Genomic DNA, 13,932 nt, shown 5'->3' on the forward strand with positions numbered 1-13,932 from the left:
GCCCTGACCAGGCGTGCGTCACACCAGTCTGCGAGCGGTGCGAACGCCGCGCCGACCGGTCGATCAGACCGGCCCAGCGGTCGGCTTGGCGAGGTGAGATGTCCGGCGCGGTAGTGACGGTTCTCCTCGCGGTCCTCGGCGTCGCGGGGTTGGCGGCGGCGGCCTATCTGGTCCGCACCCGCCGGGTGGTCGCCACCCCGACCGAACGCGCCGTGCACGAGGCGCTGCACACCGCGTCGCTCGCCGCGCGGGCGCTGCGTCGCGGGCTGGACGCGGAGTCCGCGCGCGCCGCCGCGCCGCCCCTGCGCGCGCTCACCGGTGCGGAGGGCGTCGCACTGTTCGACGCCGACGGCGGGCTGCTGACCGTCGAACCCGACGACGGCACCGTCTGGTCCGACGCCCTCAGCGCCGAATGCGAACGCGCTGCCGCCGATTCGGTGTCGGGACAGCGCCGGGTGATGTCCGGCGGGCAACCGACGGTGATCGCTCAGCCGCTGCTCGCGGACGACTCCGGGGTCATCGGCGTGCTGGCCGTGGTGACGACGCGGACGCCGGGACCCGGCATGCTCGGCGCCGTCGGCGAAGTCGCCCGCTACGCGGCGAGCCAGATCGAACTCGCCGAACTCGACGCCTCGCGCGCGCGCCTCGACCGTGCCGAGGTGCTCGCGCTTCGGGCGCAGATCAGCCCGCACTTCATCTACAACGCCCTGAACACCATCGCCTCGTTCGTCCGCACCGACCCGGACCGCGCCCGCGATCTGGTGCTCGACTTCGCGGACTTCACCCGCTACTCGTTCCGCGCCGCGGGCCAGTTCACCACGCTGTCCGAGGAACTGCACAACATCGACCGCTACCTCGGCCTGGAGCGGGCCCGGTTCGGCACCGCGCTGCAGGTGAAGCTGCACGTGGCGCCCGAGGTGCTGCCCGTCGTAGTGCCGTTCCTGGCGCTGCAACCGCTCGTCGAGAACGCCGTGCGGCACGGCCTGGCGGGCCGGGGCGGCGGATCGGTCGAGATCATCGCGCGCGACGAAGGAGCGGACTGCGTCATCACCGTCGAGGACGACGGAATCGGCATGGACCCCGACACGCTGCGCTCGGGCCACGCCGACGCCCTTGCGGAGGACGGCACGTCACGGTCCGCCCACGTCGGGCTCACGAATGTCGATCATCGGCTGCGTGCGGCCTTCGGCAACGACTACGGTCTGGTGGTCGAGACGGCGATCGGCGCCGGCACCAAGGTCGTCATGCGGGTGCCGAAGTTCCGCGACGGCGTCCGCGCCGACGGAGGTGGGTTGAGTTGAGGCCGGCGAGAAGCGGAGCGGATCGCGCATGACCACGCTCACGGTGCTCGCGGTCGACGACGAGGCGCCCGCGCTGGATGAACTGGTCTACCTTCTCGAGCAACACCCCGCGATCGGCCGCGTGCGCAGCGCCCCGGATGCCACCGCGGCGTTGCGCCGGCTGCACGAGGACCAGGTCGACGCGGTCTTCCTCGACATCAACATGCCGGGCCTGTCCGGCCTAGAACTCGCCGCGGTGCTCGCCAACTTCGCCGATCCGCCGACGGTCGTCTTCGTCACCGCACACGACGACAAGGCGGTGGCGGCGTTCGACGTCGGCGCCGTGGACTATCTGCTCAAGCCGATCCGCCGGGACCGACTGGACGAGGCGGTGCGCCGGGTCGCCGCGGCGCGGACACCCGAGCCCGCACCGACGGCCGACGACCACGCGCCCGACGTCGTGCCCGCCGAGGTGGGCGGCGTCACCCACCTGATCCACCGGAACTCGATCGGCTGGGTCGAAGCCGAGGGCGACTACGCCCGCCTGCACGCGTCGACGGGCAGCTATCTGGTGCGCATACCGCTCACCACCCTGGAAACCCGTTGGGCCGATGCGGGTTTCCAACGGGTACACCGGTCCTACCTGGTGGCGTTGCGAATGGTGACGGGCATGCGCACCTCGAACGGCGCCGTCACCGTGCGCCTGGCCACCAACGGCAACTCCCCCGCCGTCGAACTGCCGGTCAGCCGCAGACAGGTCCGGGAACTGCGCGACCGGCTGGTGCGCGACCCGATGCGCGAGTACCGCTCGGCGCGCGGCGATGAGTAGTCCGAAGCCCGGCCGCCAGCGCGTGGTGCTGGCGGACCGCCGCGGCGCTCGCGTGGTGCGCACGCGGGTCGAGGTTCAGGAGCAGACCGCGGTCGGCGACGCCCTGGTCCGGGGGCTGGTGCGGGCGCAGCTCGGCCTGGCGCTGCGGCTCGCGGCGGTGGTGATGGTCGTCGTCGTCGCGATCCCGTTGAGCGGCATCGTGTTCCCGGTCCTCGTCACGACGTCGGTGTTCGGCATCCGATTGAACTGGCTGGTGCTCGCGCTGCTGTGCCCGTTGCTGTACGGCGTCGGCTGGCTGTTCGTGCGGCTGGCCGAACAGAGCGAGAAGGACTTCGTGCGCGTGGTCGACGAGGAACCGTGACCGGCTCCGAGGCCCTCACCGCGCTCGCGTTGATGGCCGCCGCGTTCGCGACGGTCGCCGTCGGGGTGTACGGCGGACGGTTGTCGCGGACCACCTCCGACTTCCTGGTGGCGTCGCGAACCGTCGGCCCACGCTGGAACGCCGCGGCGATATCGGGTGAATACCTTTCCGCGGCATCGTTTCTCGGTGTCGCCGGCCTGGTCGCCAAGTACGGCGCCGACGCGCTGTGGTACCCCATCGGTTTCACCGCGGGTTACCTCGGCCTGCTGCTGTTCGTCGCCGCCCCGCTGCGCCGCTCCGGTGCGTACACCGTGCCCGATTTCACCGAGTTCCGGCTGGGCTCGCGACGCCTGCGGACCCTCACGATGGTCTTCGTCGTCGTGATCTGCGTGCTGTACCTCGTGCCTCAGTACCAGGGTGCCGGTCTGACGCTGAAAATCCTTCTCGGTCTGCCGTTCTGGGTCGGCCCGGTCGCCGTCGCGGTCATCGTCATCGCCAACGTCGTCGGCGGTGGGATGCGCTCCATCACCTTCGTGCAGGCGTTCCAGTACTGGCTCAAGCTCACGGCCATCGCCGTTCCCGCGCTGGCACTGCTGGCGTTGTTCGCGAGCAACCCCGCACCGCTCACCGAACCGCTGCCGCCGACGATCGCCGAACGCACCACCGTCGCGATCGAAACGCCGGTGCTGGTGCAGATCGACTCGCCGGCGGGCGTGTCGATGAACGGGGTCGCAGTGCCTGCTCCGGGCGAGTACCAGCTGAGTGCCGGCACGACGCTGGTGCTCGAGGCCGGTTCGCTCACCCCCGTCGTGGCGGGCGCGCCGAGCACCGGCGAGGAGTGGGTCGGCTCCGGCGGCGGACTCGGCGGCGCCCATCCGCTGTTCCAGGTGCTGTCGATCATCGTGGCGACGTTCCTCGGCACGATGGGCCTCCCACACGTGATGGTGCGCTTCTACACGAATCCCGACGGGCGAGCCGCCCGGCGCACGGCGCTGGCGGTGATCGCGCTGCTGACGCTGTTCTACGCGTTCCCCACGCTGATGGGCGTTTTCGCCCGGTTGTACGTGCCGCAGCTGCTGATCACCGACACCGCTGACGCGGCCGTCGTGCTCATGCCGCAGGCGGCGTTCGCCGGCTCGTTCGGTCAGCTGCTCGCCGCGCTGGCCGCGGCCGGGGCGATCGCCGCGTTCCTGGCCACGTCGTCCGGCCTGCTCGTCAGCATCGCGGGCGCGCTGGCGACCGACGTGCTGCGCGGTCGGGTCCGAGACTTCCGGATCGCCGCGGTGCTCGGTGGGCTGTTGCCCCTGCCGCTGGCGATGGCGGCCTCGACGCTGGAGCTGTCCCGCAACGTCGGCCTGGTGTTCGCGGTCGCCGCGTCGACACTGTGCCCGCTTCTGGTGCTGGGGATCTGGTGGCGCGGGCTCACGGTCGCCGGGGCGATGAGCGGCCTGCTGACCGGAGGGCTGGCGTCCGGCACCGCCGCGGCGCTCACCCTCGCGGGCGGAGTCGACGAGCACGCGCTGGGCGGGTGGCTCGGCGTGCTCACCGGATATCCCGCCGCGGTGAGCGTGCCGCTGGCGTTCGTCACGATGGTGGTGGTCAGCAGGTTCACCACGGCATCGGCTGACACCGCGCGCATCTTCGCGCGCATGCACCTGCCCGAACGGCTGGGGATGAGCATCGAACGGGTGCCGACCGACGAGCGAGTGCGGGACAACCCGGTGGCCGAGGCCTGACCGCTCGTCGTCGTCGATCGACCGTTCACCGCACGCCTCGACGCCTTGACCGTGTGCCCGTCGACACCGTCGCCGATTGTGAGCAGGGTCTCAGGTAGCCGCCGGCTTGAGCCGGGTCACAGTCAAGGTAGGAGCCCTGTGTCCAAGACAGAACCACCACCGCTTACCGCGCCCTCGATGGCGTACGGGCAGCCGTTCATCGAAACCCAACAGAGCCCCGAGTTCCAGGAACTGCGCACCAGACTGCGCAAGTTCGTGTTCCCCATGACGGCGTTCTTCCTGGTCTGGTACGGCATCTACGTCGCCCTGGGCGCGTTCGCGCACGACTTCATGGCCACTCCGGTATTCGGCAACGTCAACGTCGGACTGCTGATCGGCCTCGGTCAGTTCCTGACCACGTTCGTCATCACCGGCCTGTACGTGCGGTTCGCCAACCGTGAACTCGACCCCCGCGCCGCGGCGATCCGCAACGAGCTGGAAGGGGCGAACCGATGACGGGCACACTGCTGGCGGCCAGCGAAACCGTGGGCAACCCGCTGGCCAACATCGGCATCTTCGCGGCATTCGTCATCGTCACGATGGTGGTGGTGATCCGGGCCAGTAAGAAGAACGCCACCGCCGACGAGTTCTTCACCGGCGGCCGCGGCTTCTCCGGACCGCAGAACGGCATCGCGATCGCGGGCGACTACCTGTCCGCCGCGAGCTTCCTCGGCATCGCCGGAGCCATCGCCGTCTACGGTTACGACGGCTTCCTCTACTCCATCGGCTTCCTGGTGGCGTGGCTCGTCGCGCTGCTGCTGGTCGCCGAATTGCTCCGTAACACAGGCCGATTCACGATGGCCGACGTGCTGAGCTTCCGCCTCAAGCAGCGACCCGTCCGGGTCGCCGCCGCCACCTCGACGCTGACGGTGTCGCTCTTCTACCTACTGGCGCAGATGGCGGGCGCGGGCGGCCTCGTCGCCCTGCTGCTCGACATCAACAGCAAGAGTGGCCAGGCGATCGTGATCGCCGTGGTCGGCGTTCTGATGATCGTCTACGTACTCGTCGGCGGCATGAAGGGCACCACCTGGGTGCAGATCATCAAGGCGGTCCTGCTGATCGTCGGCGCCGGCGTCATGACGATCATGGTGCTGGCCAAGTTCGGGCTCAACTTCTCGGAGATTCTCGGAGCGGCTCAGACCGCCGTCGCCGGATCGGCGACCGAGGCGGTTGCGGCGCGCGACGTGCTGGCGCCCGGCGCTCAGTACGGTGGCTCGCTGACGTCGCAGATCAACTTCATCTCGCTGGCCATCGCACTGGTGCTCGGCACCGCGGGCCTGCCACACGTGCTGATGCGCTTCTACACCGTGCCCACCGCCAAGGAGGCCCGTCGGTCGGTGGTCTGGGCGATCGCCCTGATCGGCGCCTTCTACCTGTTCACGCTGGTGCTCGGCTACGGCGCCGCGGCACTGGTCGGTCCGGACAAGATCCTGGCGGCAGCCGGTGGCGTCAACTCCGCGGCACCGCTGCTGGCTTTCGAACTCGGCGGCGTGGTGCTGCTCGGCATCATCTCGGCGGTGGCGTTCGCGACCATCCTCGCTGTGGTCGCCGGCCTCACGATCACGGCGTCGGCGTCGTTTGCGCACGATATCTACGCCAGCGTGCTGAAGCCGGGCAAGGTGACGGAGGACGAGCAGGTGAGGATCTCCCGCATCACCGCGGTCGTGCTGGGCGTCGTGTCGATCGCCCTGGGCATCCTGGCCAACGGCCAGAACGTCGCGTTCCTGGTGGCGCTGGCATTCGCCGTCGCCGCGTCGGCCAACCTGCCGACCATCGTGTACTCGCTGTACTGGCGCCGCTTCAACACCCGCGGCGCGCTGTTCAGCATGTACGGCGGGCTGATCTCGTGCATCGTGCTGATCGTCTTCTCGCCCGCGGTGTCGGGCAGCAAGACGGCGATGCTGCCGAGCCTGGACTTCGCCTGGTTCCCGCTGGCCAACCCCGGCATCGTGTCGATCCCGCTTGCGTTCATCCTCGGCATCGTCGGCACGCTGTCGTCGTCGGATCGCGGTGACGACGTCGTCAACGCGGAGTTCGAGGTGCGTGCGCTGACCGGCGTCGGCGCCGAGAAGGCCGTCTCGCATTAACCGAGTGCGTTAACCGAGCGCAACCGGAACAGGCCAGGACGTCGCGTCCTGGCCTGTTTCGCGCCGCCGATCTTTAGAATCCGACGAATGACCCACACATCCAAGCGATTCGTCATCGGTGCGGCACTCGCGCTCGCCGCGTTCGGCGCGCCCGCCGCGATGGTCGCGGCCACCCCGGAGCGCGCACTCGCCGACTGCAGCAGCGGCGAGGAGATGGACACCTTCACCACCACGTGCACGCCGCTCCTGGTGCCCAACTCGCCGTCACCGCAGGGCTTCACGTCGACGGGGGCGAATCCAGACATCTCCGAAATCGACGGCGATCCGTGCACCGGCGGCGATAGCGGTGCGTGCATCGGCTTGGCCGAAGACCAGGCGGCCGCGGGACCGCAGCCGACACCGCGCGTGACCATCGACTCCAGTCCGTAGTCCGGGTGTCCGACAGCGACTCCCGCTTCGAGGAGTTCGACGGCCTCGACGAAACGGGAGACGCCGCGGCGCTGCCCGCGACCACCGCGGATCCGGTGCGGGCAAATCCGGTTCTGCTGTTGCAGCGCATGGAGAACCGGCTCGTCCGGCACCACCTCGCCCATCCCGACGTGCTCAGCTCCGACCAACTGCGCAAGGTCCGCTACCTGCTCAACTTCGCGCGGCTCGACGATTTCGAACCGGGAGCGGCCGGCCCCGCCGGACACCGCGGGCGAGGCGACGTGTCGGTGGGCGCGGAGTTGTCGGCATGGCGGGATCGGGTGGTCGACGGGTTCGTTGGTCCGCTGCGCGAGGAGCGTGATGCCGTCACCGCACTGACCGGTGCCCGCGACGTGCTGGCGGCGCTCGACGCGGAGCAGGACGAGCGGCGCGCCCTGCTGATCGAGCGTCACGGCGCCGACTTCTCGGCGCGCGAACTCGACGCCGAAGTCGGCTACAAGAAGCTCGTCACGGTGCTCGGCGGTGGCGGCGGCGCGGGTTTCGTCTACATCGGCGGCATGCAGCGACTGCTCGAGTCCGGCCACGTGCCCGACTACATGATCGGCTCGTCGTTCGGCTCGATCATGGGCAGCGTCGTCAGCCGTGCACTGCCGGTGCCGATCGAGGAGTACGTCGCCTGGGCCAAGACCGTGTCGTATCGCGCGATCCTCGGGCCCGAGCGGCTGCGTCGCAGGCACGGGCTGGCGGGGCTGTTCTCGCTGCGGTTCAACGAGTTCGCCAGCGCGCTGTTCACCAGGGCGGACGGTGCGCCGATGCGCATGCGCGACAGCGCGATTCCGTTCGACGCCGTGGTAGCCGGCGTCCGCCGACAACCGTATGCGGCGCTGCCGTTCCGGTTCCGTCACCCCGAAGTGGCCGCGCTGCGATCGCTGCCCTTCCTGCCGATCGGGGTGGGGCCGCGCGTCGCGGGCCGGATGTGGCAGGTCGCGGCGTTCATCGACGTCCGCGTGGTGAAGCCGATCGTGATCGGTGACGACGACCTCACGCGCGACGTCAACATCGTCGACGCCGCCTCGTTCTCATCGGCCATTCCCGGTGTGCTGCACCATGAGTCGAGCGACGACGACATGCACGGCATCCTCGACGCGTTGTGCGACGACCGGGGGGTCGCGGCGCTCGTCGACGGTGGCGCGGCGAGCAACGTGCCGGTCGAATTGGCGTGGAAGCGGGTCCGCGGTGGCAGGCTGGGCACGCGCAACGCGTGCTATCTCGCGTTCGACTGCTTCCATCCACACTGGGATCCGCGACACCTGTGGCTGGTGCCGATCACCCAGGCGATCCGCCTGCAGATGCGCCGAAACGCGCCCTACGCCGACCATCTGGTGCGCTTCGAGCCGACGCTGTCGCCCGTCAATCTCGCGCCGTCGGTCAGCGCGATCGACCGGGCCTGCCGCTGGGGCCACCGCAGCGTGGACCGCGCGATCCCGGTCACCAGTGCGCTGCTGGAGCCGATCTGGTGGGAGGGCGAGACGCCGGTCCCGCCCGCCGAGGAGCCGGTGCGGGTCACGTCGGTGGCGTCTCCGATGAGCGCGGTGCTGGCCGCGATCCGGATGCCGAAGAACCCGCTCACGAGATTGCGTAATCGGCTGACCTGACGGGGACTTCCGCCGGTTCCGTGTCGCACGCCGCCGAGCGGTCGACGACGAGCAGGCTGGTGAAGCGCTCGTAGCTGAAGATCGCCGCGGCGTAGAAGGCGAGGTCGGACACCAGCTTGCCGAAAACCCAGCCCGCGGCCACGTTGCCGAACATCTGCGGGCCGAGGTAGAAGGCCAACGGCCGCACGAAGATGCTGTCGAGCAGTTCGGCGGGACCGAACTCGACGAGCACGCTGCGCAGCGCCAGCAGGTTCGCGACGGCCAGGCGTTCCGCACGCGGACGGGCGCATTGCGCTCGGAACGACAGCCGCACAGCGGCCACGTAGGCGGCGGCGTAGTAGCCGACCGACGCTCCGATCGACGCGACGATCGCTGCAGCGGCCAACGAGTCGGTGACGAGGTAGGCGACGGTCGCGCCGACCATTTCAACCGTCGTCCCCGCGATCTCGTTGCACAGATACCGTCGCATCCATTCCACGGCCTTGACGCGGAACTGCCGGCGTTCGCTGACTGGACGCATGACCCCACCCCTGAATTCCCCGTGTGCTGGTACTTCGGTTAGGACGCTATGGCGGAAAGACGTACCGAGATATGGGGTGATCGCCTACGTTTTCGGGAACACCGGGAAGATGGCGAATCTGGAGTACGCACCGGGCCGTGGCGTCGACCTCTACGGCGACCCGACGGGTGAGACCGTTCTGCTGTGGCACGGCATGCAATCCAACGCGCGCGCATCGGTCCGCCGGCTCGCCGAGGCGCTGGCCCGACACGGACTCGACGTCGTGGTTCCGGACTGGGACTCCCACGCCTGCGACGGCGGCCGGGCGGATCTGCTGCAGTCCGCGGCGTTCGCGCAGGTCCGTGCCGACCCCTCCGGCATCGTCCTCGTCGGCTGGTCGATGGGCGGTCTCGCGGCGGCCGATCTGACGATTCACGCGACCGACTTCGGCGTAGCCGTCTCGCACACCGTCTGTCTCGCAGGGGCTTTCACCGTGCCGGGCCCGATCACCGGCGGGTTGGTCGGTGAGGCTGCCGCCACCTCGCGTGCCGACGGTGTCTTCACGCTGCTGCACGGACGCCTCGACGATGTGGTGTCCGCCGATGTGAGCAGCGGTTTCGCGTCTGCGCTGGAGCAGGCGAGTTGGCCGGTCAGCATCGTCGACATCGACACCGACCACGGTGCGATCGCCGGTGCGCGCTACGACGCATCCGAGGATCGCTACGAGTACGCCGACGACGAGGCGACGCTAGCCGTCGCCTCGGACGTCGCGGTGCTGATCGCCAAGTTCATCTGCCGCTGAGTCCTTTCGCGCCACCAGCCTGGCAGGCAGGTACAGCAGCACCCCGAGTGCCAACAGGGCTGCGGCGAACAGCCACACTTTCGCGGTCTGCTGAGACAGCAGCAGCACGCAGGACAGCACCCCCAGCAGCGGCACCGCGGACCACACGCGGAAGTGACTGTGCTCCACGCGGTCTCGGCGCAGCACCAGCACGGCCGTGTTGGTGGAGATGAAGACGAACAGCAACAGGAGGACGACGGTCTCCGCGAGCGTCGAGAGATCGCCGACGAGGGTCAGGAGTACGGCGACCCCGGTCGTCGCGACGATCGCCACCCACGGCGTGCGCCGTCCAGGCAGCACTCTGCTCAGTGCACCCGGAAGCAGGCCGTGTTCGGCCATTCCATAGGCGAGTCGGCTCGCCATGATCATGGTGAGGAGCGCGCCGTTGGCGACGGCGATGAGGGCGATCGCGCTGAACACCCGATCCGGCACCCCGAATCCGGAGGCGGCCACGACCGACAGCAGCGGCCCGGAGGACGCGGACAGGTCCTCGGACGGCAGTGCGATGGCGCTTGCGATCCCCACCAACGCGTACACCACGCCAGCGGTGAGCAGCGCGCCGAACAGCGCCCTCGGATAGATCCTGCTCGGTTCGCGAATCTCCTCGGCGACGTTCGCGGAGGTCTCGAAACCCACGAACGAGTAGTACGCCACGATGGCACCGCCGAGAACCGCCAGCGCGGGGGTGCTGCCGTCTGGGAGTTCGACGACTCGGCCCACGTCACCGCGGCCCGCCCCGACCATGAACGCCACCGCCACGATCACGATGATGAGTCCGGTGAGTTCGATGACGGTCATCACGACGTTGCTCTTGACCGACTCGCTGATCCCCCTGGCGTTCAACGCGGCGACCAGCAGGAGGAACACCATGGCGGCGGGTACCGCCGGAACGTCGATGAACGTCGTCAGGTAATCGCCCGCGAAGGCGATCGCGAGCCCTGCAGCGCTCGTCACCCCGGCGGCCAGCATGCAGAACCCGACCAGGAAGGACACGATGGGGTGTCGGAACGCCCGCTCGGCGAACACCGCGGCGCCGCCCGCTTCCGGATACTTCGTCACCAACTCGGCGTACGAGCCCGCCGTGAGCAATGCGAGCAGGAGAGCCACCAGTAGGGGTGCCCACAGCGCGCCGCCGACGTCGTTCGAGAGCTCCCCCATCAACGCGTACACGCCGGCACCGAGCACATCTCCGAGAATGAAGAGGAACAGCAGTGGTCCGGTAATGCGCCGGCTCAGCTTCTCGGCAGCCGGTTCGCGCACCGCCGCATCCGAAGTCATCGCGGCGCGGTACCCCGTCTGCCGCCTGCTATTCATCGCCGTTCAACGTGTGATCCGGTGCGTGCCGGGTACCGGTGGGATATGGACGATCTGACGCAGCGCTTCGTGACCGCACTCGAGCAACTACACCGTGATCGGGACGTCGAACCGCTCGTCGAGCTGTTTTCCGATGACGCGACGCTCGACAAGGCCGGAGTACCACACGGTGAGCGCGGCCAAGACGGCGCTCGCCTCTTCTGGCAGCAGTACCGCGATGTGTTCAACGACATCGAGGCCGAGTTCCGGCATCAGACGACGGGCGACGGGCTGGCGTATCTGGAGTGGACGTCGAAGGGGTCGCTGCGGGACGGTGCCGACTTCCAGTACGAGGGCGTGAGCGTGCTTGAGGCACGAGGTGACACGATCGACGCCTTCCGCACGTACTACGACACCGCGGCGTTCCTGGTCGCCTCCAAGCACTGATCCGTCAGTCCGGCGGCTCCTCGCCACTGGTCGCCACATCGGGCGCAACCTCGCGGGTGGCCATCCCGCCCGTTCGGCCCTGGTCCGTCGGTCCGGGCGGCGGGTCGTCGGCGGTCGTGTCGTCGTGGTCGTCGTTCTTCGGATCGGTCATGCGGGCGGGCTACCCGCTGCCGGGCGCTTCACGCACCGCTTACTTGCGCGGCAGGCCCAGAATCATCTGGGCGATGATGTTGAGCTGAATCTCTTTGGTACCGCCGCCGATGAGTTCGGCGGGCAGGTGCAGGTAGTGCTCGACCACTTCAGAGGAGTCGTCGTCGACCAGTGCCATCGGCGCGGTGAGCGCGAGCGTCGCCGTTGCGGCGCGACGCAGCATGACGTTCATCGCCACCTTGGCGATGCTGGAGGCCGGTCCCGCCGCCTGGCCGTCGATGAGCCGAGTCACTTCGCGCACGGCGAGCGCCTTGATCGCGTTGCCGTAGGCGTCGAGTTCACCGAGCGCACGACACACCGGATCATGCTCGACGCCTTCGGAATTGGCGAGTCTGCGTAGATCCGGCGACCGATCGAAATTGACGTAGCCGCTGATGGCGACGCGCTCCTGGGCCATGGTGGCGATGGCCAGGCTCCAGCCGTCCGTCGGCCCGCCGAGCAGCATCTCGTCGGGTACGAAGACGTCGCGGAGGAACACCTCGTTGAAGTGCGCATCGCCGGTCGCGGTCCGAATCGGTTCCAGCTCAACGCCTTCGGAGCGCATGTCGACGACGAAGTAGCCGATGCCGCGGTGTTTCGGCGCGTCGGGATCGGTGCGCGCCAGCAGTGCACCGAAGTCGGCCCACTGGGCTGACGACGTCCAGATCTTGTGTCCGTTGACCCGCCAGCCACCGTCGACGCGGCTCGCCCTGGTCGTCAGCGACGCGAGGTCGGAGCCGGCACCCGGCTCGCTGAACAGCTGACACCACAGCGTTTCGCCGCGCATCGTCGACGGGACCAACCGGGCCTGAACGTCCTGCGAGGCGCCCGACAGCAGCGTCGGCAGCACCCACTCGGCGATGTTCAGCGACGGTCGCACCAGGCTCGGGCGCTTCTCGAACTCCTCGTCGATGATGAGTTGCTGCACGGGGGTTGCGTCGACGCCCCACGGCGCCGGCCAGTGCGGCTGGATCAGACCGGCCTCGGCGATCAGCGTGCGCTGGGGGCCGGTGGCGAGGTTGGCGTAGTCACCCTGCTTCGCCACACCGTCGTTCTCCAGGGTGAGCGCCTCGTCGAGCACCGCGGCCACTCGCGCGCGGAACTCGGGCTCGACGTCGCCGAGTTTCATTGCCGCGTCCCGACTCTCGCCGCGGGTGAGATCGCCCAACTCGGTGGCGATCCGGTTCGCCGGACCCAGCGACGCACCGAGGCTGATCGCCCGCCGCCAGTACAGGTGCAGGTCGTGCTCCCAGGTGAAGCCGATCGCCCCGAACATCGTGAGCGCGTCGAGCACCAGTTCCGCGGCGGGCGCCACCGCGACGAGGGCGGCACCGGCGGCCGCGATGCGCTGCTGTGTCGGCGACTCGTCGAGCGCCCGGACGGCGTCCCAGGCGGCCGACGTGGCGAGCTCGCTGTTGACGAGCAGCATCGCCGCTTGATGCTGCAGTGCCTGGAACGTGCCGATCGGCTTGCCGAACTGTTCACGGGTGCGGAGGTGCTCGGTCACGGCGTCGACGCACCACCGGAGCAGGCCGGAGGCGGCGCTCGCATGCAGCGCCGTCGAGACGCATCGGGCGCGCGCCTCGCCGATGCCGGTCAGGAGTTCGGTGACGGTGAGCCCCGCGACCCGGACGACGCCCACGTCGGTGGTCAGGTCCGTGCCGCGCCGGGGGTCGACGGTGACCGCGGGGTCCGCCGGGTCGACGACACACCAGACGACGGCGTCGCCGTCGTGCGCGGCGACCAGCAGCAGGCCCGCCGCGCACACGCTGAGCGTCGGCGTGGAGGCGCCGCTGAGCACGCCGTCGGTCAGCTCGAACCCGTCGGTGTGCACCACCGCCGCAGGCGTCCCCGCCGCGAGTCGGCCGAGGACCCGCCGCGCGGCCGGGGTGTCGTCGGCGAGCGTCGCCACCGCGCCTGCGACGACCGTCGCGGTGACGACACCGGGCAGCAGCGCCGTCGCGGCGGCCTCGACGACGCACGCGGTGTCCGCGAGGGTGCCGCCCTGGCCGCCGACGTCGTCTGCGAGGTGCACGGCGTGGAACCCGTTCGCGACGAACTCGTCCCACCACTGCGGCAGCTCACCGGCCGCGAGCGCATCGAGCGACGCGCGGGTCTTGTCGAGCGGTGCGTGGCGCGACGCGAACGCCGCCACCGCCTCGGCGAGCTCCCGCTGTTCATCGGTGACACCGACGGGCATCGGCCATCCCCTCTCGTGTTCGGCTGCGCATCGCGCATGCTGTTCCG

At 69.5% G+C, this 13,932-nt stretch carries 14 protein-coding genes; 10 read left to right on the forward strand and 4 right to left on the reverse strand.

The annotated features are described in order from the left end of the window. The first annotated feature begins 98 nt into the window (after positions 1–98). From NM203_RS20310 to NM203_RS20345, 8 genes are all read left to right on the forward strand, one after another. On the forward strand, positions 99–1,301 hold the full coding sequence (locus NM203_RS20310) for a sensor histidine kinase (protein WP_255062115.1): 1,203 nt from the start codon (positions 99–101) through the stop codon (positions 1,299–1,301). Between the two features lie 28 nt (positions 1,302–1,329). After that, a complete protein-coding gene (locus NM203_RS20315; RefSeq protein ID WP_255062116.1) occupies positions 1,330–2,109 on the forward strand; it encodes a LytR/AlgR family response regulator transcription factor in 780 nt (259 codons plus the stop codon). Beyond that, the gene (locus tag NM203_RS20320) at positions 2,102–2,470 is read left to right on the forward strand and encodes a hypothetical protein (protein ID WP_255062117.1); all 369 of its coding nucleotides are present in this window, start codon (positions 2,102–2,104) and stop codon (positions 2,468–2,470) included. Before NM203_RS20315 ends, NM203_RS20320 begins: the two co-directional genes overlap by 8 nt. Further along, positions 2,467–4,206, forward strand: a complete 1,740-nt coding sequence (locus tag NM203_RS20325; protein WP_255062120.1) for a sodium/solute symporter — start codon at positions 2,467–2,469, stop codon at positions 4,204–4,206. The genes NM203_RS20320 and NM203_RS20325 overlap by 4 nt, the downstream gene beginning before the upstream one ends. A gap of 177 nt (positions 4,207–4,383) precedes the next feature. After that, positions 4,384–4,701, forward strand: coding sequence for a DUF485 domain-containing protein (locus NM203_RS20330; protein WP_255062293.1), 318 nt, complete (start codon positions 4,384–4,386; stop codon positions 4,699–4,701). Continuing rightward, the gene (locus NM203_RS20335) at positions 4,698–6,332 is read left to right on the forward strand and encodes a monocarboxylic acid transporter (RefSeq protein ID WP_255062121.1); all 1,635 of its coding nucleotides are present in this window, start codon (positions 4,698–4,700) and stop codon (positions 6,330–6,332) included. Before NM203_RS20330 ends, NM203_RS20335 begins: the two co-directional genes overlap by 4 nt. 87 nt (positions 6,333–6,419) lie before the next feature. Next, the gene (locus tag NM203_RS20340; RefSeq protein WP_255062123.1) at positions 6,420–6,761 is read left to right on the forward strand and encodes a hypothetical protein; all 342 of its coding nucleotides are present in this window, start codon (positions 6,420–6,422) and stop codon (positions 6,759–6,761) included. Positions 6,762–6,766: 5 nt separating this feature from the next. Then, positions 6,767–8,416, forward strand: a complete 1,650-nt coding sequence (locus NM203_RS20345; RefSeq protein ID WP_255062125.1) for a patatin-like phospholipase family protein — start codon at positions 6,767–6,769, stop codon at positions 8,414–8,416. Here the strand turns inward: NM203_RS20345 and NM203_RS20350 are convergent. Then, complete coding sequence (locus NM203_RS20350) at positions 8,388–8,936, reverse strand: hypothetical protein (protein ID WP_255062127.1); 549 nt, start codon at positions 8,934–8,936, stop codon at positions 8,388–8,390. The two genes, NM203_RS20345 and NM203_RS20350, sit on opposite strands and share 29 nt — an antisense overlap. A 109-nt stretch (positions 8,937–9,045) precedes the next feature. On the opposite strand from NM203_RS20350, the gene NM203_RS20355 reads away from it, so the two are divergent. Then, the gene (locus NM203_RS20355; RefSeq protein WP_255062294.1) at positions 9,046–9,717 is read left to right on the forward strand and encodes an alpha/beta hydrolase; all 672 of its coding nucleotides are present in this window, start codon (positions 9,046–9,048) and stop codon (positions 9,715–9,717) included. Here NM203_RS20355 and NM203_RS20360 read toward each other — a convergent pair. Continuing rightward, entirely contained in the window at positions 9,664–11,034 is a 1,371-nt protein-coding gene (locus tag NM203_RS20360) for an APC family permease (protein WP_255062128.1), read from the reverse strand. The two genes, NM203_RS20355 and NM203_RS20360, sit on opposite strands and share 54 nt — an antisense overlap. Positions 11,035–11,115: 81 nt before the next feature. On the opposite strand from NM203_RS20360, the gene NM203_RS20365 reads away from it, so the two are divergent. After that, positions 11,116–11,496 carry a nuclear transport factor 2 family protein gene (locus tag NM203_RS20365; protein ID WP_255062129.1) on the forward strand — a complete coding sequence of 127 codons (381 nt, stop codon included), beginning with the start codon at positions 11,116–11,118 and terminating at the stop codon, positions 11,494–11,496. 4 nt (positions 11,497–11,500) lie between these two features. Here the strand turns inward: NM203_RS20365 and NM203_RS20370 are convergent, their stop codons facing one another. Both NM203_RS20370 and NM203_RS20375 read right to left on the reverse strand, forming a co-directional pair. Continuing rightward, entirely contained in the window at positions 11,501–11,647 is a 147-nt protein-coding gene (locus NM203_RS20370) for a hypothetical protein (RefSeq protein ID WP_255062130.1), read from the reverse strand. Between the two features lie 39 nt (positions 11,648–11,686). Next, complete coding sequence (locus NM203_RS20375) at positions 11,687–13,885, reverse strand: acyl-CoA dehydrogenase family protein (RefSeq protein WP_255062133.1); 2,199 nt, start codon at positions 13,883–13,885, stop codon at positions 11,687–11,689. Positions 13,886–13,932 lie beyond the last annotated feature (47 nt).

The organism is Mycolicibacterium arenosum, assembly GCF_024320865.1.
Lineage (GTDB): Bacteria > Actinomycetota > Actinomycetes > Mycobacteriales > Mycobacteriaceae > Mycobacterium > Mycobacterium arenosum.

Coding starts and splice junctions, on each gene's coding strand:
- NM203_RS20360 (WP_255062128.1), bottom strand. CDS start 11,034: ATGACTTCGGATGCGGCGGTGCGCGAACCGGCTGCCGAGAAGCTGAGC.
- NM203_RS20315 (WP_255062116.1), top strand. CDS start 1,330: ATGACCACGCTCACGGTGCTCGCGGTCGACGACGAGGCGCCCGCGCTG.
- NM203_RS20375 (WP_255062133.1), bottom strand. CDS start 13,885: ATGCCCGTCGGTGTCACCGATGAACAGCGGGAGCTCGCCGAGGCGGTG.
- NM203_RS20365 (WP_255062129.1), top strand. CDS start 11,116: ATGGACGATCTGACGCAGCGCTTCGTGACCGCACTCGAGCAACTACAC.
- NM203_RS20335 (WP_255062121.1), top strand. CDS start 4,698: ATGACGGGCACACTGCTGGCGGCCAGCGAAACCGTGGGCAACCCGCTG.
- NM203_RS20340 (WP_255062123.1), top strand. CDS start 6,420: ATGACCCACACATCCAAGCGATTCGTCATCGGTGCGGCACTCGCGCTC.
- NM203_RS20310 (WP_255062115.1), top strand. CDS start 99: ATGTCCGGCGCGGTAGTGACGGTTCTCCTCGCGGTCCTCGGCGTCGCG.
- NM203_RS20355 (WP_255062294.1), top strand. CDS start 9,046: ATGGCGAATCTGGAGTACGCACCGGGCCGTGGCGTCGACCTCTACGGC.
- NM203_RS20320 (WP_255062117.1), top strand. CDS start 2,102: ATGAGTAGTCCGAAGCCCGGCCGCCAGCGCGTGGTGCTGGCGGACCGC.
- NM203_RS20350 (WP_255062127.1), bottom strand. CDS start 8,936: ATGCGTCCAGTCAGCGAACGCCGGCAGTTCCGCGTCAAGGCCGTGGAA.
- NM203_RS20330 (WP_255062293.1), top strand. CDS start 4,384: ATGGCGTACGGGCAGCCGTTCATCGAAACCCAACAGAGCCCCGAGTTC.
- NM203_RS20370 (WP_255062130.1), bottom strand. CDS start 11,647: ATGACCGATCCGAAGAACGACGACCACGACGACACGACCGCCGACGAC.